Genomic DNA, 24213 nt, shown 5'->3' on the forward strand with positions numbered 1-24213 from the left:
CGGCTTCAGCCGCGACGCTTTGCGGTTTCCTGTTGAAGGCGCGCGGCTACCTGCGCACCCTCTCCTGCCCTGCGGGCACCCTCTCCCAGGGGGAGAGGGAAGTATTGATAGCGCTTCGCGCTACACTTCCTCATGGAGTCGGCCGGACAGTCGCGTCGCGCGCAAGCGCATCGAGGAAAGTCCGGGCTCCGCAGGGCAGAGTGCCAGGTAACTCCTGGGCGGCGTGAGCCGACGGCCAGTGCAACAGAGAGCAGACCGCCGATGGCCATGGCTACTTTCGGGTAGCTCGGGCACAGGTAAGGGTGAAAGGGTGCGGTAAGAGCGCACCGCGTACGGGGCCAACGTCGTACGGCACGGTAAACCCCACTCGGAGCAAGACCAAATAGGGGAACGATAACGCGGCCCGCGTTGTTCCCGGGTAGGTTGCTGGAGCCAGGCGGCGACGCCTGGCCGAGAGGAATGACTGTCGCGTCGCAAGACGTACAGAACCCGGCTTACAGGCCGACTCCACCTCTTTTTTGCCTGATAAACCGCCGGCGCGTGGATTCACGCGCCGGCGGTTTGTTGTGTGAACGCCGATTCATCCCCGCCCCCCGGAAAACCCTGCAACGGCGCCGATTTGGCCTGAAAAGGGTGGCGGCTCCCGATAAGAAAACTCCCTGCATTCAACCACCTTGCCGGCATAGCTCATAAACTCCTGCACGTACGGTCAGCATTCTGCCTTTACTCCTTGATTCACAAGCGAAATTCCCTTGACAGTCTCATAGGGCGAGACTATCGTGGGTTCCTGTGTGAAATCGTGGGTTTTAGTGGAGTTCTGACACCGTGTTCCAGGGCGAGACCGCCATCACCGTCGACGACAAGGGCCGCCTGGCCATTCCGACTGCGTATCGGGAACAGGTGGCGGGCGAGTGTGGCAACCGTCTGGTGATCACCTACAACCCGTTCGACGAAGGTTGTTTGTGGCTGTTCCCGTATGCCGAATGGGAGCGCGTGCGCGACTCGGTCAATGCGCTCCCCAGCGTCCGGGCCCAGCACCGCAACCTGCAACGCAAGTTGGTGGGTGCGGCGGCCGTGGTCGAACCGGACGGGGCCGGGCGGATCCTGCTGCCCGCCAGTCAGCGCACCACCACCGGCATCGAGAAGAAGGCGGTGCTGCTGGGCATGGGCGACAAATTCGAGTTGTGGAGCGAACAGGAGCACCTGAAGACAACCCGCCAGACGATCGGCGAGAACGACATCACAGACGAAATGGCCGAACTGCGCCTGTAAGCGGGCGCGGCAACACACGTGGGATGAGGGCGGGAGTGCGGCATGGCCGAGCAAGTTTTGCGGCACATCCCGGTGATGCTGGGCGAAGCGGTGGAGGGTCTGTCCGTGCGTTCTGACGGGCGTTATCTCGACGGAACCTTTGGACGCGGCGGTCACGCTCGCGCCGTACTGTCGCGCCTGGGCCCCGACGGTCGGCTGCTGTTGATGGATCGTGACCCGCAGGCGATCGCCGCGGCGCAGGCCGAATTCGCCGCCGATCCGCGCGTGGCCATCCGCCACGCCAATTTCTCCAGCCTGGCCGAGTGGGACGAAACCGCCTCTGGCCTCGATGGCGTGCTGCTCGACCTGGGCGTGTCGTCGCCGCAGCTGGATGAAGCCGCGCGTGGTTTCAGCTTCATGGCGGACGCCCCGCTGGACATGCGCATGGACACCAGCCGCGGCGAAAGCGCGGCCGAATTCCTGGCCCACGCCAGCGAGCGCGAGATCATGGACGTGCTGTGGAATTTCGGCGAGGAGCGCCACGGCCGGCGCATCGCCCGTGCCATCGTGGCCGATCGCGACGCCACGCCGTTCACCCGTACCGGCCAGCTGGCGGCGTTGTGCGAACGCGTGGTGGGCCGGCGCGAGCCGGGCAAACATCCGGCCACGCGCACGTTCCAGGCGCTGCGTATCCGCGTCAACGGCGAGCTGGATGCCTTGCACGACGGCCTCGATGCGGCGCTGTCGCGGCTCAACCCGGGGGGCCGCCTGTCGGTAATCAGCTTTCATTCGCTGGAGGATCGCGCGGTCAAGCAGTTCATCCGTGATCAGTCCGGTCGCGTGCAGAACTCCCGCCGCGGCCCGCCGGTGCAGGCCGCGCCCGCGCACCTGAAGGCCGTGGGCAAGGCGCAATTTCCTTCCGCGGAAGAGCTGGCGGCCAATCCGCGTTCGCGTTCGGCGGTGTTGCGCGTGGCCGAAAAGCTGGCGGAGGAAGGCGCATGAAGGCAGTCGGCGCCATCGCCACCCTGCTGTTGCTGGTTGCCGTTCTGGCCAGCGCGTTGGGCGTGGTGTGGACGCGCCACGAAAGCCGCGTGCTGTTCGTCAGCCTCACGGCGCTGCAAAACCAGCGCGACGAGTTGAACATCGAGTTCGGCAAGCTGGAACTGGAGCAGGCCACCAAGGCCGACCCCAGCCGCATCAATGCCGAGGCGCGCGAGAAGCTCGGCATGGTCGATCCGCGTCCGCAAGATGTCAGGTTGCTGCGCTGATGGGCTGGCGCAATCACATCGCCGCACCGCAAGGCCGCCGCCACGCGGCCGGCCCCAGCGCACGCAAGCGCATGCTGATCGTGGTGTCCCTGCTGAGCCTCAGCGGGCTGGGGCTGGTGGCGCGCGCGTTCGATCTGCAGGTGGTGCGCAAGGCGTTCTACCAGCGTCAGGGTGACGCCCGCTTCCTGCGCGAAATGCCGATCCCGGTATCGCGCGGCACCATCTTCGATCGCAACGGTGCACCGCTGGCGGTGTCCACCCCGGTCACCTCGATCTGGGCCAATCCGCCCGAAGTGCTGGCCAATGAAGAGCGCATCCCCGCGCTGGCGCGGGCGTTGGGTGTCGATGCCGCCGAGCTGAAAAACAAGCTGGCGCAGCGCTCCGAGCGCGAGTTTGTGTACCTGCGCCGGCAAATGGCGCCGGAAGCGGCGCAGGCCGTACTGGATCTGGGCATCCCGGGCATCAACGGCCAGCGCGAGTTCAAGCGCTATTACCCGTCGGGCGAGCTGACCGCGCACGTGCTCGGCTTCACCAACATCGATGACCACGGCCAGGAAGGGCTGGAGTTGGCGTATGACGACTGGCTGTCCGGCAAGCCCGGCGCCAAGCGCGTCATCCGCGATCGCATGGGTCACGTGGTGGAAGACGTGGAGCAGGTGCGCGCGCCCAAGCCGGGGCAGAGCCTCACGCTCAGCATCGACCGGCGCATCCAGTTCCTCGCCTTCAACGAGCTGAAGAACGCGCTGGAGAAATTCGAGGCCGACTCCGGCTCGATGGTGGTGCTCGACGCGCGCAACGGCGAAGTGCTGGCGATGGTCAACCTGCCGGCCTACAACCCCAACGCGCTCAACGACAGCCAACCCGGCCAGCGCCGCAACCGGGCCATGACCGACCTGCTCGAACCCGGTTCCACGATCAAGCCGATCCTGATGGCGGCGGCGCTTTCCAGCGGCCAGTACACGCCCACCACGCCGATCATCGATACCACCGGCGGCCACTGGTATTTCCAGGGCCACGACATTCATGACACGCACAACTACGGGCTGCTGACGCCCACCGGCGTGATCACCAAATCCAGCAACGTGGGCGCGGCGCGCATCGCGATGTCGCTGGATACCACGTTGATGTACGACACTTATCGGGGCTTCGGTTTCGGCAACAGCACCAACAGCGGCTTTCCGGGCGAGGCGTCCGGCTTGTTGCGGATCGGGCGTGACTGGCGGCCGCTGGAAAAGGCCATCCTCGGTTACGGCTACGGCCTCAACGTGACCGTGCTGCAGCTGGCGAACGCCTACGCCACCATCGCCGATGGCGGCCTGATGCACACGCCCGCCTTCATCAAGGACAGCGACGGCCCCACCAAGCAGATCATCTCGCCGAAAGTGGCGCATGAGCTGGTGCGGATGATGGAAACGGTGACCGGGCCCGGCAGCACGGCGCCGCAGGCACGCATCCCCAACTACAGCGTGGCGGGCAAGACGGGCACGGCGCACAAGGCCAACGCCGGCGGCTATTCCAAGAGCAATTACACCGCCGCGTTCGCCGGCATCGTGCCCGCGTCGAACCCGCGGCTGGTCGGTGTGGTGGTGATCGACAACCCGCAAAAGCGCAGCTACTACGGCGGCATGGTGTCCGCGCCGGTGTTCGCCAAGGTAATGGAAGGCGCGCTGCGATTGCTGGACGTGCCGCCGGACAACGTGGGCCGCTGGTACGTGGGTGGCCCGCTGCAGGGCGCAGGTGGCCTGGTTGGCAGTAACCCACCGGCTGATGTGCCGATCGATGACGCACCCATCGACGAGGGTGCGCCATGAGCATGCATCGTCTCGACCGCCTGTTGCTGGGCATCGGCGATACGGCGCTGGCGCAGGTAGCCGGCGCGCGTGACCTTTCGATCACCGGGCTCGCCATCGACTCGCGCCAGATCGTGCGCGGCGATGCCTTTGTCGCCTTGCGCGGCACGCAGACGCATGGCATCCGTTTCGCCCCCGTCGCCGTGCAGCGCGGCGCATCGGTGGTGCTGGCCGAGGCGCCGGTACCGGCCGACATCGACACCTTGTCCTCGGAGGCGATCGAAGGCGTGCCGGTGGTGTGGATCGACCACCTCGCTTCGCAGGTCGGCGAGATCGCCGCGCGCCTTTACGGGCGCGCCAGCGAAGCGATGCGCGTGGTGGGCGTCACCGGTACCAATGGCAAGACGTCGTGCGTGCAGATGCTGGCGCAGGCGCTGAGTTTCCTGGGCCATCGCAGCGCCACCATCGGCACACTCGGCGCCGGTGTGCACGGGCAGCTGCACGAGGGCGAGCGCACCACGCCCGATGCGGTGGCCGTGCATCGGCTGCTGGCGGAATTCCGCGACGCGGGCGTGAGCCATGTGGCGATGGAGGTGTCCTCGCACGCGCTGGCGCAGCATCGCGTGGCCGCGGTGGATTTCGACGTGGCTGCCTTCACCAACCTGACCCGCGACCACCTGGACTACCACGGTGACATGGCGTCTTACGGCGCGGCCAAGGCCAAGCTGTTCGCGTGGCCCAGCCTCGGCGCCGCCGTGATCAACCTGGATGACGCGTTCGGTCCCGAACTGCTGGCGCAGCTCGATGGCGCTGTGCAGCCGCTGCGCACCAGCATGGCCGACAGCGCAGATGCGGATGTCGCCGCCAGCACCATCGTCACCTCGTCCAACGGGCTCAGCTTCGACCTGCGCACGCCGTGGGGTGCCGCGCCCGTCAAGAGCCCGCTGCTGGGGCGTTTCAATGTGGCGAACCTGCTCACGGTGGCCGCTTGCCTTGGCGCGCTGGGCGAGCCGTTCGAGCGCATCGTCGCCGCACTCGAGAATCTGCAGCCGGTGCCCGGCCGCATGAGCCGCCTCGGCGGGCAGGGCGATCTGCCGCTGGTCGTGGTGGACTATTCGCACACGCCCGATGCGCTGGATCAGGCACTGACCGCGCTGCGCGCGCATTGCGCCGGCCGCTTGATCTGCGTGTTCGGCTGCGGCGGCGAGCGCGATGCCGGCAAGCGTCCGTTGATGGGTGAAATCGCGGCGCGACTGGCCGATGTGGCCATCGTCACCGACGACAACCCGCGCCGCGAAAACGGCGACGCCATCGTGGCGCAGATCGTGGCCGGCATGCCCGAAGGCACGACGATCGAACGCGACCGCGCGGCGGCGATCGCCCTCGCGTTGCGCGACGCACGCGCTGGCGACGTGGTGCTGATCGCCGGCAAGGGCCATGAGCCATACCAGGAAGACGCCACCGGCAAGCATCCCTTCGACGACATGGCCGTGGCGCAAGCCGCGCTGGAACGCCGGGAGCCGCGCGCATGATGTCCGCGAACACCATCGCCATGTGGACCCACGGCCGCCTGCACGGCGCCGACGCCAAGGTCACCGGCGTGGTCATCGACACGCGCCGGGTGAAGCCCGGCGACCTGTTCGTGGCGATCAAGGGCGAGCACGTCGATGGCCATGACTACCTGGCCGACGCGGCCGCCCGCGGTGCCGTCGCCGCCATGGTGACGCACAAGCTGGAGCACGAACTACCGCAGATCGTGGTGGACGACAGCGCACTGGCCCTGGGCGACCTGGCCAGCGCGGTGCGCGCGCAGCGCGATGTGCGCGTGGTGGGCATCACCGGTTCCAACGGCAAAACCACCGTCAAGACGCTGACCGCCTCGATCCTGGCACGGCACGGCCGTACCCACGTCAGCGCGGGCAATTACAACAATGAGCTGGGCCTGCCGCTGAGCCTGCTGGCGATGCCGCTCGACACCCAGTTCGCGGTGCTGGAAATGGGCGCCGGCAAACCGGGTGACATCGCTTATCTGGCAGCCATCGCGCGGCCCGACGTCGGTGTGGTCAACCTGATTGCGCCGGCGCATCTGGAGCGCATGGACAGCATCGAAGGCGTGGCCGAAACCAAGGGCGCGTTGTATCAGGCGCTGCCCGCCGACGGCGTGGCGATCGTCAACGCCGACGATGCGTTCGCCAGCTTTTTCGATGGCCTGGCTGGTGGCCGCAAGCTGCTGCATTTCGGGCTGGATCATGCGGCCGATGTGAGCGCCCGCATCCTTGAGCAGCGCCCGGATGGATCGCGTTTCGTGCTGCAGACGCCGGTTGGCGAGGCCGAGGTTTCGCTGCCGCTGCCCGGTCGCCACAACATCGCCAATGCGCTGGCCGCCAGCGCCATCGCGCTGGCGCTGGAGGTGCCGCTGGCCACCATCGTGGCGGGGCTGCAATCGGCCGAGGGCGTACCCGGCCGGCTTCGTCGCGAGGTGACGGCCGGTGGCTGGACGGTGATCGACGACAGCTACAACGCCAACCCCAGCTCGATGCTGGCGGCGATCGACACGCTGCTGCTGGCCGAAGGCGAGCGCTGGCTGGTGCTGGGCGACATGGCGGAACTGGGCGCCGATGCGCGTGCCCTGCACGCCTCGGTAGGACAACGCGCCCGCGAGCGCGGGGTGGAACGGTTGTTCGCGGTCGGCCCGCTGGGCGCGGCCACGGTCGAGGCGTTCGGCGACGGTGCGACGCATTTCGCCGACAAGCCCGCGCTGATCGCGGCGCTGCGCTCGCAACTGCATCCGGGCGTGACCTGTCTGGTGAAGGGTTCGCGCTCGGCCGGCATGGAACAGGTGGTGGTGGCGCTGGCGCAGCCTTCGGGCGCGTCCGGCCCCGCGCAGGAGGGCACGTCCGATGTTTTATGAACTGGCCGAATGGATGTCGCGCCACTTCGTGGCACCGCATCTGTTTCAGTACATCACCTTCCGGGCGATCATGGCCGCGCTCACCGCGCTGTCGGTGTCGCTGCTGCTGGGCCCGGCACTGATCCGCAAGCTGAGCGCGCTGAAAGCCGGCCAGGTGGTGCGCAGCGATGGCCCGCAGACGCACCTGGTCAAGGCCGGCACGCCGACCATGGGCGGCGTGATGATCCTGCTGTCGGTGAGCGTCGCCACGCTGCTTTGGGCCGACTTGCACAACCGCTACGTGTGGGTGGTGCTGGCGGTGATGCTGACCTTCGGCGTGATCGGTTTCTACGACGACTACCGCAAGCTGGTGCTGAAGGACAGCCGCGGCCTGGCCAGTCGCTGGAAATATTTCTGGCAGTCCGTGTTCGGCCTCGGCGCCGCGTTGTTCCTGTACTACACCGCACCCCACGCGACCGGCACGCTGCCGGTGGCGGAGACCGCGCTGTACGTGCCGCTGTTCAAGCACGTGGTGCTGCCGATGGGGCTGTTTTTCGTGGTGGTGGCGTACTTCATGATGGTGGGTTTCTCCAATGCGGTGAACCTCACCGATGGCCTGGATGGCCTGGCCGTGATGCCGACGGTGCTGGTTTCCGGCGCGCTGGGCGTGTTCGCCTACCTGGCCGGCAACAAGGTGTTCTCCGAATACCTGGGCATTCCCTCCATTCCTGGCGCGGGCGAATTGGCGATTTTCACCGGCGCGTTGTCGGGGGCGGGACTGGGCTTCCTGTGGTTCAACACGTATCCCGCGCAGGTGTTCATGGGTGACGTGGGCGCGCTGGCGATGGGCGCGGCACTGGGCTGCGTGGCAGTGATCGTGCGCCAGGAAATCGTGCTGTTGGTGATGGGCGGCGTATTCGTGATGGAAACCGTGTCGGTGATGTTGCAGGTGGCCAGCTTCAAGCTCACCGGCAAACGCATCTTCCGCATGGCGCCGATCCATCACCACTTCGAACTGAAAGGCTGGCCGGAACCCCGGGTGATCGTGCGTTTCTGGATCATCTCGGTGGTGCTGGTGCTGATCGGCCTCGCCACGTTGAAGGTGCGGTGATGGCCGGGAATCGGGAATCGGGAATCGGGAATAGGAACGGCACGTGCGCGCCGGCTCATCGTGTCGTGCGCGCTTTTACCTGTTCCCCATTCCCGATTCCCCATTCCCGGCTTGCGGAGCAAGCCCATGTTTGACACCACCCAGGCAAAACGGCGGCACGGCCCGCGCGGCAGCTTCGATCTGCTGTTGCTGGTGGCGTTGATCGCGTTGGCCAGCATCGGTGTGGTGATGGTGGCGTCCAGTTCGATCTCGGTGGCGGACAGCCAGCACCTGGGGGCGTTCTATTACCTGGAGCGGCACCTGGTGTTTCTCAGCCTGGGGCTGCTGGTGGCGGGCGTGGCCATGCGCACCGAGATGAAGCTGCTGGAGAAGTTCGCGTTTCCGTTGCTGGCGCTGGCGTTCGTGTTGCTGCTGGCGGTGTTCGTGCCGCACCTGGGCATGCGCATCAATGGCGCGCGGCGCTGGCTGAACCTGCTGGTGACCAGCTTCCAGCCGGTGGAGGCGGTGAAGCTGATCCTGGTGGTGTACATCGCCAGCTATCTGGTGCGTCACCGCGAGAACGTGGAAACGCGCTTCCTTGGCTTGTTCAAGCCGGTGGTGGTGGCGGGGTTGATCGTATTGCTGCTGCTGGCGCAACCGGATTTCGGCTCGGCCACGCTGGTGATCGCGGTGACCATCGCGATGGTGTGGCTGGGTGGCGCGCGGCCGATCTTCCTGTTCCTGATGGGGCTGCCGCTGATGCCGCTGCTGTATATCGCGGCCACCGGCGAGAGCTACCGCATGAAGCGGCTGACCTCGTTCATGGATCCGTGGAAAGACCCGTTCAACGACGGTTTCCAGCTGACCCAGTCGCTGATGGCGATCGGTCGCGGCGAGTGGACCGGCGTGGGGCTGGGCTCCAGCGTGTTGAAGCTGTCGTACCTGCCCGAGGCACATACCGATTTCATCTTCGCGGTGATCGGCGAAGAGCTGGGCCTGGCGGGCGTGGTGCTGGTGATCGGCCTGTTCGCGATGGTGGTGGGGCGTGGACTTTACCTGGGCCTCAAGGGTGTGGAAGTGGGGCAGCGCTTCGCCGGCTACGTGGCGTTCGGCATCTCGCTGATGCTGGCGATGCAGGCGATCGTCTCGGTGGGCGTCAACCTCGGCGCGTTGCCGACCAAGGGCCTGACCTTGCCGCTGATCAGCTACGGCGGCTCCTCGATGGTGCTGACCTGCGCCATGGCCGGCGTGCTGCTGCGCGCCACGTTCGAGATCAACCGCGCGCTGGACGCTCGGCACATGGCGACCCGGATGCCGGCGGCGGTGACCGCCGTCGATGCGAATGCCGCGGTCACCCCGCGTGAGCAGGTGGCCGCATGAATCCCGAATCCCGTGTTGCCGATTCCCGCCCCGTGCTGATCATGGCCGGCGGCACCGGTGGCCACATTTTCCCGGGCCTGGCCGTGGCGGAAACGCTGCGTGGGCAGGGTGTGCCGGTGATGTGGCTGGGTGCGGCCGGTGGCATGGAAACCCGCGTGGTTCCGGCCCACAACATCCCCCTGCACACGGTGGCGGTGCGCGGGCTGCGCGGCAAAGGCTGGAAGGCCCGCCTGCTGGCGCCGGCGATGCTGCTGCAGGCCTTGTTCGCTTCGCTGGCGCTGCTGCGGCGGATCCAGCCGCGCAGCGTGTTGTCGATGGGCGGCTACGTGGCCGGGCCCGGCGGCTTGGCGGCGTGGCTGTTGCGGCGGCCGTTACTGGTGCACGAACAGAACCGCGTGGCCGGCTTCACCAATCGCAAACTGGCCACCATGGCCCGCCGTGTGCTGACCGGTTTTGCCGATGCGCTGCCGCAGGCGGAATGGGTGGGTAACCCCGTGCGCCAGGCGATCGCCCAACTGCCGCCGCCCGCGTCGCGCATGGCGCAGCGCCAGGATCCGCCGCGGTTGCTGGTGCTGGGTGGCAGCCTGGGCGCGCGGTCATTGAACCTGGCGCTGCCGCAGGCACTGGCCCGGCTCGACCCGTCGCAGCGGCCCGAGGTGCTGCACCAGTGCGGCGCGCGCGGTATCGACGAGACCAACGCGGCCTATGCCGAAGCTGGCGTCCACACGCAGGTGGTGCCGTTCATCGAAGACATGGCGGCCAGCTATGCCTGGGCGGATCTGGCGGTTTGCCGCGCCGGCGCGCTGACCCTGGCCGAACTGTCGGCGGCCGGGTTGGGTGCGGTGCTGGTGCCGTTTCCGCACGCGGTGGACGACCACCAGACCCGCAACGCCGACGTACTGGTGCAGGCCGGCGCCGCCGTACTGCTGCCGGAATCCGATCTGAAAGGGAACAGCTTGAACGTAGAACTTCTGGCGCAGCAACTCGCTGCGCTGCTTGGCGACCGCAGCCGGTTGCTGGCCATGGCCGAGTCAGCTCGCACGCTGGCCAAACCCGATGCCGCCGCGGTCATCGCCCGCGCCTGCCTGGATGTGGCCGCATGAACCCGCGTCGACTCTCCGCTCAGGAAGATCTGATGAGCACGTTCCGCCGGGTGCATTTCATCGGCATCGGTGGCGTGGGCATGAGCGGTATCGCCGAGGTGCTGCACAACCTGGGCTATGCCGTTTCCGGCTCCGACCGCAACGCGTCTCCCACGGCGTTGCGGTTGCAGGAGTTGGGTATCACCGTGCACATCGGACATGCGGCGGCGAACCTGGGTGATGCCGATGTGGTGGTCACGTCCAGCGCGATCCCGCAGGACAATCCCGAATTGCTGGCCGCCCGCGAGGCGCGCATCCCGCTGGTGCCGCGCGCGGAAATGCTGGGCGAGCTGATGCGTTTCCGCCGTGGCGTGGCCATCGCCGGCACCCACGGCAAGACCACCACCACCAGCCTCACCGCCAGCGTGCTGGCCGAGGCCGGCTACGACCCCACCTTCGTCATCGGCGGCCAGTTGAACGCTGCTGGCGCCAATGCGCGGCTGGGCACCGGTCAATACCTGGTGGCCGAGGCCGACGAGTCGGACGGTTCATTCCTGCTGCTGTCGCCGATCATCGCGGCGGTCACCAATATCGACGCCGATCACCTGGAAAACTACGGCGGCGACTTCGCCCTGGTGAAGAAGGCGTTCGCCGATTTCCTGCACCGGCTGCCGTTCTACGGGCTGGCCGTGTTGTGCGTGGATGACGCCGAAGTGCGTGAACTGGCCAGCCGCACCACCCGCCGGGTGATGACTTACGGCATCGACTCGCAGGACGCCGACGTGCGCGCCAGCGGGTTGCGGCAGAGCGGCTTCGAGATGCATTTCAACCTGCATCTGCCGGGTCGGGGCGAAGCCTTGCCGGTGATGCTGAACCTGCCCGGGCGCCACAACGTGCTGAACGCGTTGGCCGCGGCGGCGATCGGCTGGCAGCTCGGGGTCGAGGCGGAAGCTATCGCGCATGCGCTGGGCAAGTTCCAGGGCGTGGGTCGGCGCTTCCATCGGCGTGGCGAAATCGCGCTCGACGAGGGCTCGGTCCTGCTGGTGGACGATTACGGCCATCACCCCAGCGAGCTGGCGGCGGTGTTCGCCGCGGTGCGCGGCGGCTGGCCCGAGCGGCGGCTGGTGGTGGGTTTCCAGCCGCATCGCTACAGCCGTACGCGCGACCTGCTGGACGATTTCGCCAACGTGCTGGCCGAGGTCGATGTGCTGGTGCTGACCGATGTCTACGCCGCCGGCGAAGCGCCGATCGCCGGTGCCGATGGCCGCGCACTGGCACGTGCGGTGCGTGCGCGCGGCAAGGTCGATCCGGTGCTGGTTGATCACCCGCGCGAATTCGCCGACACCCTGCCGGCGCTGCTGCGCGATGGCGACCTGCTGCTGCTGATGGGCGCCGGTGATATCGGCGCGGTGGCGGTCGAGCTGGGGCGGGTCGGTGAGCTGAGGACACGCAAATGAGCACCATGCAACGCCATCGCATCGACAATCCCGCCGACTTCGGCCGCGTGGCCGTGGTGATGGGCGGCAGTTCCACCGAGCGCAGCGTGTCGCTGGATTCCGGCCGCAACGTGTTGGCCGCGCTGCAGGCGCGCGGCGTCGATGCGCATGCCGTCGACGGCATTCCGGCCTTGCTGGATGCGCTGCGGGCAGGCCGGTTCGACCGCGTGTTCAACATCCTGCACGGCCAGCATGGCGGTGGTGAGGACGGCGTGCTGCAGGGCGCACTGGAAGCGCTGAACGTGCCGTACACCGGCTCGGGCGTGCTGGGTTCCGCCTTGTCGATGGACAAGACGCGCTCGAAGCGGGTGTGGCAGTCGCTGGGCTTGCCCACGCCGGCGTTCATGCCGTTGCCGCGCGGCGCCGAAGTACAAGCCGCGGCGCGGACGATCGGTTTCCCGTTGATCGTGAAGCCGGCCTGCGAGGGCTCCAGCGTGGGCGTAAGCCGCGTGTTCGATGCCTCGCAACTGGATCAGGCGGTGGCGCTGGCGACGCAGTATCCCGGCGACATGCTGATGGAAACGCTGATCGAAGGCGCCGAGCTCACCGTCAGCATCCTGGGTCGCGATGTGCTGCCCAGCATCCATATCGTGCCGAAGGCGCAGTTCTACGATTTCAACGCCAAATACGTGGCCGAAGACACCCAGTACCTGTGCCCGGGTCTGGACGGCGAGGCCGAAGCGTCGCTGCGCGCGCTGGCGTTGCAGGCCTTCGATGCGCTCGGTTGCAACGGCTGGGGCCGCGTCGATGTGATGCGCGATCGCCAGGGCCGCAACTGGCTGCTGGAAGTGAACACCGCGCCCGGCATGACCTCGCATTCGCTGGTACCCAAGGCCGCCGCCGCCGCCGGTATCGATTATCAGGAGCTGTGCTGGCGCGTGCTGGAAACGAGTTTCGCCAGGGAGTCGGGAATAGGGAATAGGGAATCGGGAAAACCGACAGCTGGCTCTACCCATTCCCCATTCCCCATTCCCCACTCCCGCGACTCCGAAGGAGGCGCCCAGTGAAAAGCTCCGTCCGCCTGATCGCCTGGTGCCTGGCCATCGCCCTGGTGGCGCTGCCCATCGTGGGCGTGCTGCGCGGCTGGTTTGCGGCGGCGCGGTGGCCGGTGAACCATTTGACCGTGCAGGCGGAGTTCAAGCACGTGACGCCCGCGGAAGTGCGTGCCGCGGTGTTGCCCGGCATCGGCCGCGGGTTTTTCGCGCTGAACCTGGACAACGTGCAGAAGGCCGTCGCCGCGCTGCCATGGGTGGAGTCGGTGGAGGCACGCAAGCGCTGGCCCGATACCTTGTCGCTGCGCATCTACGAGCGCCAGCCGTTCGCGCGCTGGAACGACAAGCGGCTGATCAGCCGCCAGGGCCTGGTGTTCGATGCGCCCGGCGCGGGCGACCTCGTCGCGTTGCCCCATCTGCAAGGCCCGGACGATCGGCTGGCCGAGGTGGTCAGCTTCTACGCGCAGACCCAGAAGGCGTTTGGCGGCAGCGGATTGCGCATCAACGGCGTGGCACTGAGCGAGCGCGGCAGCTGGAGCATCAGCACCGCCACCGGCGCGCGCATCGTGATCGGCGATCGCGAACAGGCGGGCCGCCGCTTGCGCCGTTTCCTGGATGTCTACCCGCAGCTGATGGCCGGCCATACCGAGCCGTTTGCCTACGCCGATCTTCGCTACACCAACGGATTCGCCGTGCGCTGGTCGCAAGCGGCCCCCGCCAACGCTGGAGGTTCGCCCCCCACCATGAACATTTCCTCATGAAACCACGCAACGACAAGCAACTCGTCGTCGGTCTCGATATCGGCACCTCGAAAGTGGTGGCGATCGTCGGCGAATACGAGATCGGCGAGCCGATCACCGTGATCGGCATCGGCACCCACGTATCGCGCGGCATGAAGCGCGGCTCGGTGGTCGACATCGAATCCACCGTGCACTCGATCCAGCGCGCAGTGGAGGAGGCCGAGCTGATGGCCGGCTGCGATATCCGCTCGGTCTACGCCTCCATTTCCGGCAGCCACCTGGAAACCCGCAACTCGCACGGCAACGCGGCCATCCGCGACCGCGAGGTCACCGTGGGCGACCTGGAACAGGTGCTGGAAGCGGCCAGCGCGGTGGCGATCCCTGCCGACCGCAAGGTGCTCTACAAGGAATCGCAGGAATACCGCATCGACGGCCAGGACGGCATCCGCTCGCCGGTCGGCATGAGTGGCGTGCGGCTTGAGGCGAATGTGCACCTAGTCACCGGCGCGGCGGCGGCGGTGCAGAACATCACCAAGTGCATCCAGCGCTGCGGCCTGTCGGTGGACGAGCTGGTGCCCTCGGCGCTGGCCAGCGCCAAATCCGTGCTGACCGACGACGAGCGCGAGCTGGGCGTGTGCCTGGTCGACATCGGCGCCGGCACCACCGACATCGCCATCTATACCCACGGCTCGATCCGCTTCACCGCCTCGCTGCCGGTGGGCGGCGACAACGTCACCGGCGACATCGCCCAGGGCGTGCACACGCCCACCGCGCATGCCGAGGAAATCAAGATCAAGTACGCCTGCGCTTTGGCCGGGCTGGCGCACGCGGACGAAACCATCCAGGTGCCCAGCGTGGGCGATCGACCGCCGCGCCGGCTGGCGCGCCAGTCCCTCGCGCAGAGCGTGCAGGCCCGCTACGAGGAAATCTTCGAGATGGTGCAGGACCAGTTGCGCCGCTCCGGCTACGAGAACCTCGTGGCTGCCGGCGTGGTGCTCACCGGCGGCGCTTCGAAGATGGAAGGCGCGCTGGAACTGGCCGAGGAGATCTTCCACATGATGGTGCGCATCGGCGTACCGCAGGAGATCAGCGGCCTGGGCGAAGTCGTCTCCAGCCCGCTGCACGCCACCGGCGTGGGCCTGCTGCTGCACGGTTCGCGCGCCGGCGGCACCCGCGTCAGCCACCCGATGGGCGGCAGCGTGGGCGGCCTGGTCGGCAAATGGCGCAACTGGTTCACCAGGAATTTCTGAGGGGGCGCGGGACGCGCCACCGCGGGTGACGGATTCACCCACCCACCGCGAAACGGCAGGAGCCGTACTCGCGGTTACAACGACAACAACTCCACGGAGAACGGGAAATGTTTGAACTGATCGAAAAACTCGCACCCAATGCCGTCATCAAGGTCATCGGCGTGGGCGGTGGTGGCGGCAATGCCGTGGCGCACATGCTCAATGCCCACATTGAAGGCGTGGAATTCATCGTCGCCAACACCGACGCCCAGGCCATGACCAGCTGCGGCTCGCGTACGCACCTGCAACTGGGCGGCAACGTCACCAAGGGCCTCGGCGCCGGCGCCAACCCGGAAGTCGGCCGGCAGGCCGCGCTGGAGGACCGTGAACGCATCGAGGCGATGCTGGAAGGCGCCGACATGGTGTTCATCACCGCCGGCATGGGCGGCGGCACCGGCACTGGCGCTGCGCCGGTGGTGGCACAGCTGGCCAAGGAAAAGGGCATCCTCACCGTGGCCGTGGTCACCAAGCCGTTCCCGTTTGAGGGTCGCCGCCGCATGCAGGTGGCGCTGAAGGGCATCGAGGATCTGCAGCAGCACGTGGACTCGCTGATCACCGTTCCCAACGAAAAGCTGCTCAGCGTGCTGGGCCGCGAAGTCACCCTGCTGAATGCGTTCAAGGCCGCCAACGACGTGCTGCAAGGCGCCGTGCAGGGCATTGCCGACCTGATCACCGCCCCCGGCCTGATCAACGTCGACTTCGCCGACGTGCGCACCGTGATGTCGGAAATGGGCCTGGCGATGATGGGCACCGGCACCGCATGCGGCGACGACCGCGCCCAGGCAGCCGCTGAAGCGGCGATCAAGAACCCGCTGCTGGAAGACGTCAACCTCAACGGCGCCTGCGGCATCCTGGTCAACGTGACGGCCGGCCCGAACCTCACCATGCGTGAATTCGACGAAATTGGGCGGGTTATCCACGATTTTGCCAGCGAAGACGCCACCGTGGTGATCGGCACCTCGATGGACCCGGAAATGAAGGACGACGTGCGCGTCACCGTGGTCGCCACCGGCCTGAACCGCGCTGCGGCATCGCGTCAGCCGATCCGTGCGGTCGAGACCCAGCAGCAGGTGCAGATGCGTCCGCGCCCGGTGGTGCTGCGTACCGGCACCGGCAACGAAGTGGTCGATTATGCGCAGCCTGACGCGGTGGCCGGTCACAACCGTGCAGATGCTGGTGCCGCGCCGGCCCGCAACGCCGAGCCGAACATCGATTACCTCGACATTCCCGCTTTCCTGCGTCGCCAGGCCGACTGAGGTATCACATAGACTGAACAAACATACGCACAGCTTGTCCATCTCTGCATCGCCTGGCGTCGGTCGGTTGCATCCGGCGCTGTAGCGTTGCGTCGTTGCCGCGCGGACGTGATTGTCGTGCGGCGAAAGTCGGCGTGGGTTCACTGCGACAAGCGGATGGTGTGATGTCACGCCTAATCAAGCGTGTACGTCACTTACGGTCATTTCGCTCTTGCGGCGCGCTCATACGTACGGCTTCGCCGCCACCGCTCGACCCGGCTTCGTGGGTCGCTCTCTGCAGGGATGAAGGAATCATGAAGGCTTAATCAGACTGTACGGTTCGGTTTGCTTTTATCACAGGTTAAATCTGTGTTAGCATCCGCTCCCTGATTGGCTGCTACCTACACAGGTACCAACAAAAATGATCAAGCAGCGTACGCTCAAGAACATCATCCGGGCCACCGGCGTGGGTTTGCATACCGGCGACAAGGTCTACATGACCCTGCGCCCGGCCGCGCCGAATACGGGCATCGTGTTCCGCCGTACCGACCTCGAGCCACCGGTGGAAATCCACGCGCGACCCGACAATGTCGGCGATACGCGCCGGTCCACCACGCTGGCCAAGGGCGACGTGCGTGTTTCCACGGTGGAACACCTGCTCTCGGCCATGGCCGGGCTGGGCATCGACAATGCCTATGTCGACCTTTCCGCACCGGAAGTGCCGGTGATGGATGGCAGCGCCGGCCCGTTCGTGTTCCTGCTGCAGTCGGCGGGCATCGAGGAACAGGCTGTCGCCAAGCGCTTCATCCGGATCAAGAAACCGATCAAGGTGCAGGAAGGCGACAAGTGGGCCAGCTTCACGCCGTTTGACGGCTTCAAGGTGGGCTTCTCGATCGACTTCAACCATCCGATCATCAGCAAGCGCACTTCGCGCGCCGAGATTGATTTCTCCACGACCTCGTTCGTAAAGGAAGTCAGCCGCGCCCGCACCTTCGGTTTCATGCGTGACATCGAGATGCTGCGCGAACACAACCTGGCGCTCGGCGCCTCGATGGACAACGCGGTGGTGCTGGACGACTACCGGGTGCTGAACGAAGACGGCCTGCGCTACGAGGACGAGTTCGTGAAGCACAAGATCCTCGATGCCATCGGCGACCTTTACCTGCTGGGCCACAGCCTGATCGGTGCCTACGACGCGCACAAATCCGGCCACGAACTCAACAACAAGCTGCTGCGCACGCTGATCGCCGACGCCTCGGCGTGGGAAGAAGTCAGCTACCAGGACGATCCGGCCACCTCGCCGATTTCCTACGCGCATCCGGCCCAGGCGATCTGACGCCACCCGGCTAACCGAAACACCCCGACGGCCCTGTCAGCCCCCTGACAGGGCCGTTTTCGCATGCGCCGTGCCCGCTCGTCGGGCCGGGTCAGTTCACACTTTCGTGATCGACAAGGTGCTTGGCGGCACAAACGCGTGCTATAAAACCCCTCGGCCGCGATCGCAGGCGGCCAACGGGGGGTTCCTGGCGCACAAGCCGACGAGGACGCAATGAGCGACTCGTGGCTACTCTGCCCCGGGAAAAGGGGAATCAGCGGGTTCGGCGATGGACGCCAATTCAAGGAACAGTCCCTGCAATTCGGGGTCTGTCATGGACGCGGCGGCGGCCCGAAGATGGGCGGCGGCGGCAGGCGAAAGCGGTTTTGATCGGGACGGCTCGGTAGGGGCCGGCGGTTGGGGGACCACTTTCACGGTAATCGCACTGGCGTTGGTGCCAATGGCATCGGCGGCGGCCAGGATCTGCGTCTGCATCAATCGCAGACGTGCCGCCCAGGCTGGTGAGGTTGCTAGGAAGACAAGGCGTCCGTAGCGCACATTGGCGAAACGTATTTCGTCGCGCAACGGCAAGGGCAATGTCTGACGCAATGCGCGATCGAGCGCTTCCAGCGCGCCGGCCTTTCGGGCCAGGGCCGCGAAGGAGCCGCAATCGACCAGGGCTTTCGGGCCGTGGCCGTGGCGGCGCGAAGCGGGGTTGGCGTGCTGCGTCACGGCGGGATTCGACTTGGGAAACTCATGCAAATCATACTCGTCTCACGTCATCGAAAGTTGCCACGCACGCTCGATCTTTCCCGGCGCTGGCTGCGCTGGAAGCTCTATGCGGCCGCGGGATTCGTGCTGCTTGGCTGCGTTGGCGTGGGGGCCGCGCTGGCACTGACCATCGCCAGTCCGCAGGACCGCACATTGGCGCACATCCACGAATTGCAGCAGCAGATCCAGCAACAGGATGCGCAATTGAGCGGGGTCCGCCAGGACGCCGAGCGCGGACTGGACGCGCTGGCGCTGAAACTCGGCCAGCTGCAGGCGCAATCGACCCGCCTCAATGCGCTGGGCGTGCGGCTGGCCCAGGTCGGCAAGCTCGATGACGGCGAGTTCAGTTTCGACCAGCCACCCCCGGTGGGCGGCATCGAGGAAGCCGGCGAGACAGGCTATGCGCTGCCGCCGGTGCTGGAAGCCAGCATCGACCAGCTCGCCGGACAGTTCGACAGCCAGCAGGCGCAGTTGTCCGCGCTGCAAAGCCTGTTGCTGGACGCGCGCATCGAATCAAGCCTGAAACCCACGGGCATGCCTGTGCAGGGCTATATCTCGTCGTATTTCGGCACGCGCCCCGACCCCTTCGACGGCCACATGGCGCGCCATACCGGGATTGATATCGCGGTGCCCAAGGGCACGCCCGTGCACGCCGTGGCCGCGGGCATGGTGACGTTCACCGGCGTGCGTCGCGGCTATGGCAAGGTGGTCGAGATCGACCACGGCAACGGCTACATGACGCGCTACGCGCACAACAGCACCTTGCTGGCGCATCCGGGCCAGCGCGTACGCGTGGGTCAGGTGATCTCGGATGCGGGTTCGACCGGGCGTTCGACCGGGTCGCATCTGCATTTCGAAGTGTGGCGCGGTGGTCGGGTGGTCAACCCGCTCACCTACGTGCGCAGCCATCGCTGAATAGCTCCCGCTATCCCCCTCGTGATGGCTCGGCCGAGGCCGATGGCCGTCACCATGGCGTATCGCCCTTGAATACCGGCGCTGCGACCGCCATTCCGAATCACCACATTCCCGATCGCCCTCGGGGTGTGTAGTAATATGCCTGATTGGCCTGCGCCAGTCGGCGGGCATCCCGTTTATCTACCCGGAAGATCGATGTTCAATCGTGCCTTGACGAGCCTGTTTGGTAGCCGCAACGAGCGCGTGCTGCGTCAGCTTTCCCGATCCGTCGCCCGCATCAACGCGTTGGAACCCGAGTTCGAGAAACTCAGCGACGAAGCACTGCGCGGCAAGACTGAGGAATTCAAGCAGCGCGTCGCCGGGGGCGAGTCGCTGGACAAGCTGCTGCCCGAGGCCTTCGCCGTGGTGCGCGAGGCGGCCAAGCGCGTGCTGGGCATGCGCCATTACGACGTGCAGATGATCGGCGGCATCGTGCTGCATCAGGGCAAGATCGCCGAAATGCGTACCGGTGAAGGCAAGACCCTGGTCGGTACGCTGCCGGTCTACCTCAATGCGCTCGAGGGCAAGGGCGTGCACGTGGTCACCGTCAACGATTACCTGGCGCGGCGCGACTCGGCCCAGATGGGTCAGTTGTACGGCTTCCTGGGCCTGGAGGTGGGCGTCGTGTATCCGGGCATGGATCACGCCGACAAGAATGCGGCGTACGCCGCCGACATCACCTACGGCACCAACAACGAATTCGGCTTCGACTACCTGCGCGACAACATGGCGCTCAGCAAGGAGCAGCGCTACCAGCGCAGCCTGAATTACGCGATCGTCGACGAGGTCGACTCGATCCTGATCGATGAAGCGCGCACGCCGCTGATCATCTCCGGCCCGGCCGAGGATTCCCCGCAGCTGTACATCGCGCTGAACAAGATCGTGCCGCAGATGATCCGCCAGACCGAGGAAGACGGCAGCGGCGATTACTGGGTCGACGAAAAGCAGAAGCAGGTGCACCTGTCCGAAGAGGGCATGCAGCACGCCGATGAGCTGTTGCGCGCCGCCGGTGTGATCGACCAGGACAGCGGCCTGTACGACTCCAAGAACCTGGCGGTGGTGCATCACCTCAACGCCGCGCTGCGCGCCAACGGCATCTACCAGCGCGACGTCGATTACATCGTGCGCGATGGCGAAGTGGTGATCGTGGACGAGTTCACCGGCCGCACCCTGACCGGCCGGCGCTGGTCCGACGGCCTGCACCAGGCGGTCGAGGCGAAGGAAGGTGTGCCGATCCAGCGCGAGAACCAGACCCTGGCCACGGTGACGTTCCAGAACCTGTTCCGCATGTACAAGAAGCTGGCCGGCATGACCGGCACGGCCGACACCGAGGCGTTCGAGTTCCAGAGCATCTACGGCCTGGAGGTGGTGGTGATCCCCACCCACAAGCCGATGATCCGCAAGGACAACCCGGACATGATCTTCCTGTCGCAGACACCGAAGTACAACTCGGTGATCGAGGACATCAAGGCCTGCCACAAGCGCGGCCAGCCGGTGCTGGTGGGTACCACGTCGATCGAGGTGTCCGAGCTGCTTTCCGGGTTGTTGAACAAGGCCGGCGTGGCGCACGAGGTGCTGAACGCCAAGCAGCACGAGCGCGAAGCGCAAATCGTGGCCCAGGCGGGTGCGCCGGGGCAGGTCACCATCGCCACCAACATGGCCGGCCGCGGTACCGATATCGTGCTGGGCGGCAGCCTGGAGGTGGCGCTGGCCGCGCTGCCCGAAGGCGCCAGCGAGGTCGATCGTGCCCGCGTCAAGGCCGAATGGAAGAAGCTGCACGACCAGGTCCTGGCCTCCGGCGGCCTGCACATCATCGGTACCGAGCGGCACGAATCGCGGCGTATCGACAACCAGCTGCGCGGCCGCTCCGGTCGCCAGGGCGACCCGGGCTCCTCGCGCTTCTACCTGTCGCTGGAAGACAACCTGCTGCGCATCTTTGGCGGCGAAGGCCTGGTGCGCTGGATGAAGCGCTTCGGCATGAAGGACGACGACTCGCTGGAAGATCGCATGATCAGCCGGCAGATCGAGAAGGCGCAGCGCAAGGTCGAGCAGCACAACTTCGACATCCGCAAGCACTTGCTGGAGTTCGATGACGTCGCCAACGACCAGCGCAAGGTGATCTACCGCCAGCGCGACGAATTGCTCGAAGGCGAGGAAGTGGCCGCTACCGTGGCCGACATCCGCGAGGATGTCGTGGGCAACATCGTGCGCACCCACGTGCCGCCCGAGAGCATCGACGAGCAGTGGGACGTTCCCGCGCTCAACCGTGAGCTCGAGGGCCAGTTCGGTCTGTCGCTCGACCTCGTTCACTGGGTGGAACAGCAGGCGGAAGTGGACGCGGACGCCATCCTGGCGCACGTACGCGAGGCGCTCGACACCTTGTTCGTGGCCAAGGAAGCGCAGATCGGCGCGGAAACCATGCGTCAGCTGGAAAAGCACATCATGCTGACGGTGGTCGACAACGCCTGGAAGGACCACCTGGCCAACATGGATTACCTGCGCCAGGGCATCTACCTGGTCGGCTACGCGCAGCAGGATCCGAAGCAGGCGTTCAAGAGCGAGGCGTTCAAGCTCTTCTCCGAGATGCTCAACCGGATCAAGACCGAAGTGGTGCAGATGCTGGCGCGCATCCGCATTCGCAGCGAGGAGGAGGTGGCCGCGATGGAGGCCGAGCAGCAACGTCTCGCCGAGCGCATGCAGAAGCAGATGCTCGCCAGCGGTGGCGGTGCGCCGGGCGAATCCCCGTTGCCCGCCGGCGGTGGATCCATGCGGCCGGTCACGGGCGAAAAAGTCGGGCGCAACGACCAGTGCCCGTGCGGCTCGGGCAAGAAGTACAAGCACTGCCATGGCCAGCTGTCCTGACCATGTCGGGTGATTGAAAGAGAAAGGCGGCCCGCGTGGCCGCCTTTTTTTACGCCCGGCGCGCGGTGAACATCGACGATTCCAGCGTGAAATCGAGCGTCGCCCGGATACGGTAGTAACGCTGCACTTCCATCGGCGCATCCGCCAACAGATGGCGGATGGCCGCTTCCAGTACCGGCGGCGTACGCATGCGCGCGACCCAGCTCGCGAACTCGATTTCCAGCGGCCAGGTCTGTTCGGCGGTCAACTCGAAACCTGCACGCTGCAACATCGCCTGCCATTCGGCGGGGCTGTAGTCGCGAACATGCGAGGTGTCGCGCAGCAGCTCCAGCGCCTGCAGATGCGTGTCCAGCAGCGTCGCGTGGGGCCCTTGCGGGCCCACCACGTCGATGAAGCACAGGTGCCCACCCGGCTTGAGCACCCGGGCCGCTTCGCGCAGCGCGGCGGCCGGATCACTCCAGTGATGGGCGCTGTAGCGACTGACGACGAGGTCGAACGCGTGGGCCTCGAACGGCAATTGTTCCGCGGCGCCCTGCTCGGTGCGCACCGACGACAACCCGCGTTGCGCCGCCGCGTCGCGCACCACCGCAAGCATGTCGCGCGAGAGGTCGTAGGCCACCACCTCGCCCACATGAGGCGCCATCGCAAAACTGGCGTGGCCGGCGCCGCAACCCATGTCCAGTACGCGTGCGTCGGTCGGCAGCGTCGCCGCGAGTGCCGCCAGGTGCTGCAGGTCCTGCCCGCGCGCGTGTACGGCGCTTTCCAGGTAGGCCTGTGCGCGCGAACCGAATTGCCGGTCGACCTTGTCGTGATGTTCCATGGCCATCGCTCATGTTGCGGAGCGGCAAAGCTAGCACGCGATGCGAGGCGTGTGCGCCGTCAACGCGCCGCGTTCGGGATGGTCGAATGGTTACAGCCGATGCCGCGCAACAGGTGGTGCGATTGACTTAGTCGCCGCCGCCGGGCGGACGCACGCGATGGGGTTCCGCGTCGACCGTGATGTACTGGAGCTCTTCCGCATCCAGTCGCAGCGCGGTGAGCTTTCCGCCCCAGACGCAGCCGGTATCGATGGCGTGGACACCAAAGCCGGCGAAACGATCCAGCGCCGACCAGTGGCCGCAGACGATGCGCGTATCGCGCCGGCGCATGCCGGGGACTTCGAACCAGGGATACAGGCCCGGCTTCTGCGTGCCGGGTACGCCCTTGGCATCGAAATCGATGCGGCCGTTGACGTCGCAATAGCGCATGCGGGTCAGCGTATTGATGGTGGCGCGCTGGCGATCCATACCCTGCAGGCGGTTGGACCAGACGGCGGGCCGGTTGCCGAACAGGTTGCGCAGCAGTCGCGGATGGCGTGGGCTGGAAAGCTCGCGTTCCACGTCCTGCGCTGCGCGTTGTGCCTGGCGCAAGGTCCAGCTCGGCGCCAGGCCGGCGTGGATCATGGTCCAGTTGAGCTTCTCGTCGTGGTGCAGCAGCTTCTGCGAGCGCATCCACTCGAACAGCACCGGTGCGTCGTGGGCGAACAGGACTTCGCGCAATTCGGGATTCACCCGCGCCTGCGCCTCGGGCCTGCGCTGGGCGATCGCCAGCAGGCTCAGGTCGTGATTGCCCAGCGTGACCACGCTGGATTCGCGCAAGCCGTGAATCAGCCGCAACGTCTCCAGCGACTGCCCACCACGGTTGACCAGGTCGCCGCAGAACCACAGCTCGTCCTGCGCCGTATCGAAGCGCAGCTTCTCCAGCAACCGTTGCAACTCGGGGTAGCAACCCTGCACGTCGCCAATGGCGTAGGTGGCCATGTCAGAACG

At 66.4% G+C, this 24213-nt stretch carries 20 protein-coding genes and 1 other RNA gene; 18 read left to right on the forward strand and 3 right to left on the reverse strand.

Annotated elements, in window-relative coordinates; all coding sequences use genetic code 11:
• The first annotated feature begins 134 nt into the window (after window positions 1-134).
• The 16 genes from rnpB to lpxC all read left to right on the forward strand — a co-directional run bounded on the left by rnpB (window position 135) and on the right by lpxC (window position 17839).
• An RNA gene (gene rnpB / locus ACFPK0_RS02530) (RNase P RNA component class A) lies at window positions 135-513 on the forward strand.
• Window positions 514-825: 312 nt separating this feature from the next.
• Window positions 826-1272, forward strand: a complete 447-nt coding sequence (gene mraZ, locus ACFPK0_RS02535) for a division/cell wall cluster transcriptional repressor MraZ (protein ID WP_056082387.1) — start codon at window positions 826-828, stop codon at window positions 1270-1272.
• A gap of 42 nt (window positions 1273-1314) precedes the next feature.
• Window positions 1315-2253 carry a 16S rRNA (cytosine(1402)-N(4))-methyltransferase RsmH gene (gene rsmH, locus ACFPK0_RS02540; RefSeq protein WP_377338151.1) on the forward strand — a complete coding sequence of 313 codons (939 nt, stop codon included), beginning with the start codon at window positions 1315-1317 and terminating at the stop codon, window positions 2251-2253.
• Complete coding sequence (ftsL, locus tag ACFPK0_RS02545) at window positions 2250-2519, forward strand: cell division protein FtsL (RefSeq protein ID WP_007080234.1); 270 nt, start codon at window positions 2250-2252, stop codon at window positions 2517-2519. Before rsmH ends, ftsL begins: the two co-directional genes overlap by 4 nt.
• On the forward strand, window positions 2519-4330 hold the full coding sequence (locus ACFPK0_RS02550) for a peptidoglycan D,D-transpeptidase FtsI family protein (RefSeq protein WP_056082382.1): 1812 nt from the start codon (window positions 2519-2521) through the stop codon (window positions 4328-4330). The genes ftsL and ACFPK0_RS02550 overlap by 1 nt, the downstream gene beginning before the upstream one ends.
• Window positions 4327-5841 (forward strand): UDP-N-acetylmuramoyl-L-alanyl-D-glutamate--2,6-diaminopimelate ligase, encoded by a 1515-nt coding sequence (locus ACFPK0_RS02555; protein ID WP_377338154.1) that lies wholly within the window; start codon window positions 4327-4329, stop codon window positions 5839-5841. Before ACFPK0_RS02550 ends, ACFPK0_RS02555 begins: the two co-directional genes overlap by 4 nt.
• Window positions 5838-7220 (forward strand): UDP-N-acetylmuramoyl-tripeptide--D-alanyl-D-alanine ligase, encoded by a 1383-nt coding sequence (locus tag ACFPK0_RS02560; RefSeq protein ID WP_377338156.1) that lies wholly within the window; start codon window positions 5838-5840, stop codon window positions 7218-7220. Before ACFPK0_RS02555 ends, ACFPK0_RS02560 begins: the two co-directional genes overlap by 4 nt.
• On the forward strand, window positions 7210-8310 hold the full coding sequence (mraY, locus tag ACFPK0_RS02565; protein ID WP_056606196.1) for a phospho-N-acetylmuramoyl-pentapeptide-transferase: 1101 nt from the start codon (window positions 7210-7212) through the stop codon (window positions 8308-8310). The genes ACFPK0_RS02560 and mraY overlap by 11 nt, the downstream gene beginning before the upstream one ends.
• A 126-nt stretch (window positions 8311-8436) precedes the next feature.
• Window positions 8437-9669, forward strand: coding sequence for a putative lipid II flippase FtsW (ftsW, locus tag ACFPK0_RS02570; protein ID WP_056082369.1), 1233 nt, complete (start codon window positions 8437-8439; stop codon window positions 9667-9669).
• Window positions 9666-10772, forward strand: coding sequence for an undecaprenyldiphospho-muramoylpentapeptide beta-N-acetylglucosaminyltransferase (gene murG, locus ACFPK0_RS02575; protein WP_377338159.1), 1107 nt, complete (start codon window positions 9666-9668; stop codon window positions 10770-10772). Before ftsW ends, murG begins: the two co-directional genes overlap by 4 nt.
• On the forward strand, window positions 10769-12208 hold the full coding sequence (gene murC, locus ACFPK0_RS02580) for a UDP-N-acetylmuramate--L-alanine ligase (protein WP_056606191.1): 1440 nt from the start codon (window positions 10769-10771) through the stop codon (window positions 12206-12208). Before murG ends, murC begins: the two co-directional genes overlap by 4 nt.
• Window positions 12205-13254 (forward strand): D-alanine--D-alanine ligase, encoded by a 1050-nt coding sequence (locus tag ACFPK0_RS02585; RefSeq protein WP_377338161.1) that lies wholly within the window; start codon window positions 12205-12207, stop codon window positions 13252-13254. Before murC ends, ACFPK0_RS02585 begins: the two co-directional genes overlap by 4 nt.
• On the forward strand, window positions 13251-14000 hold the full coding sequence (locus ACFPK0_RS02590) for a cell division protein FtsQ/DivIB (RefSeq protein WP_056606183.1): 750 nt from the start codon (window positions 13251-13253) through the stop codon (window positions 13998-14000). Before ACFPK0_RS02585 ends, ACFPK0_RS02590 begins: the two co-directional genes overlap by 4 nt.
• On the forward strand, window positions 13997-15229 hold the full coding sequence (ftsA, locus tag ACFPK0_RS02595; protein ID WP_056082352.1) for a cell division protein FtsA: 1233 nt from the start codon (window positions 13997-13999) through the stop codon (window positions 15227-15229). The genes ACFPK0_RS02590 and ftsA overlap by 4 nt, the downstream gene beginning before the upstream one ends.
• A 107-nt stretch (window positions 15230-15336) precedes the next feature.
• A complete protein-coding gene (gene ftsZ, locus ACFPK0_RS02600; RefSeq protein ID WP_056082350.1) occupies window positions 15337-16524 on the forward strand; it encodes a cell division protein FtsZ in 1188 nt (395 codons plus the stop codon).
• Between the two features lie 400 nt (window positions 16525-16924).
• Window positions 16925-17839, forward strand: coding sequence for a UDP-3-O-acyl-N-acetylglucosamine deacetylase (gene lpxC / locus ACFPK0_RS02605; protein WP_056082347.1), 915 nt, complete (start codon window positions 16925-16927; stop codon window positions 17837-17839).
• Between the two features lie 228 nt (window positions 17840-18067).
• Here the strand turns inward: lpxC and ACFPK0_RS02610 are convergent, their stop codons facing one another.
• Entirely contained in the window at window positions 18068-18580 is a 513-nt protein-coding gene (locus ACFPK0_RS02610; RefSeq protein ID WP_082520205.1) for a DciA family protein, read from the reverse strand.
• Here ACFPK0_RS02610 and ACFPK0_RS02615 point away from each other — a divergent pair.
• Both ACFPK0_RS02615 and secA read left to right on the forward strand, forming a co-directional pair.
• A complete protein-coding gene (locus ACFPK0_RS02615) occupies window positions 18575-19504 on the forward strand; it encodes a M23 family metallopeptidase (protein WP_056082341.1) in 930 nt (309 codons plus the stop codon). The genes ACFPK0_RS02610 and ACFPK0_RS02615 overlap by 6 nt on opposite strands.
• A 195-nt stretch (window positions 19505-19699) precedes the next feature.
• A complete protein-coding gene (gene secA / locus ACFPK0_RS02620) occupies window positions 19700-22405 on the forward strand; it encodes a preprotein translocase subunit SecA (RefSeq protein ID WP_056606180.1) in 2706 nt (901 codons plus the stop codon).
• A gap of 49 nt (window positions 22406-22454) precedes the next feature.
• Here the strand turns inward: secA and ACFPK0_RS02625 are convergent, their stop codons facing one another.
• Together ACFPK0_RS02625 and ACFPK0_RS02630 are read right to left on the reverse strand one after the other, a co-directional pair.
• Window positions 22455-23225: a class I SAM-dependent methyltransferase gene (locus ACFPK0_RS02625; protein ID WP_377338166.1), complete on the reverse strand. Its 771-nt coding sequence runs from the start codon at window positions 23223-23225 to the stop codon at window positions 22455-22457.
• A 127-nt stretch (window positions 23226-23352) separates the two neighbouring features.
• Window positions 23353-24204 carry a symmetrical bis(5'-nucleosyl)-tetraphosphatase gene (locus tag ACFPK0_RS02630; protein WP_056082335.1) on the reverse strand — a complete coding sequence of 284 codons (852 nt, stop codon included), beginning with the start codon at window positions 24202-24204 and terminating at the stop codon, window positions 23353-23355.
• Window positions 24205-24213 lie beyond the last annotated feature (9 nt).

This window comes from Rhodanobacter ginsenosidimutans, from assembly GCF_042655685.1.
In the GTDB taxonomy this organism is placed as follows: Bacteria; Pseudomonadota; Gammaproteobacteria; order Xanthomonadales; family Rhodanobacteraceae; genus Rhodanobacter; species Rhodanobacter ginsenosidimutans.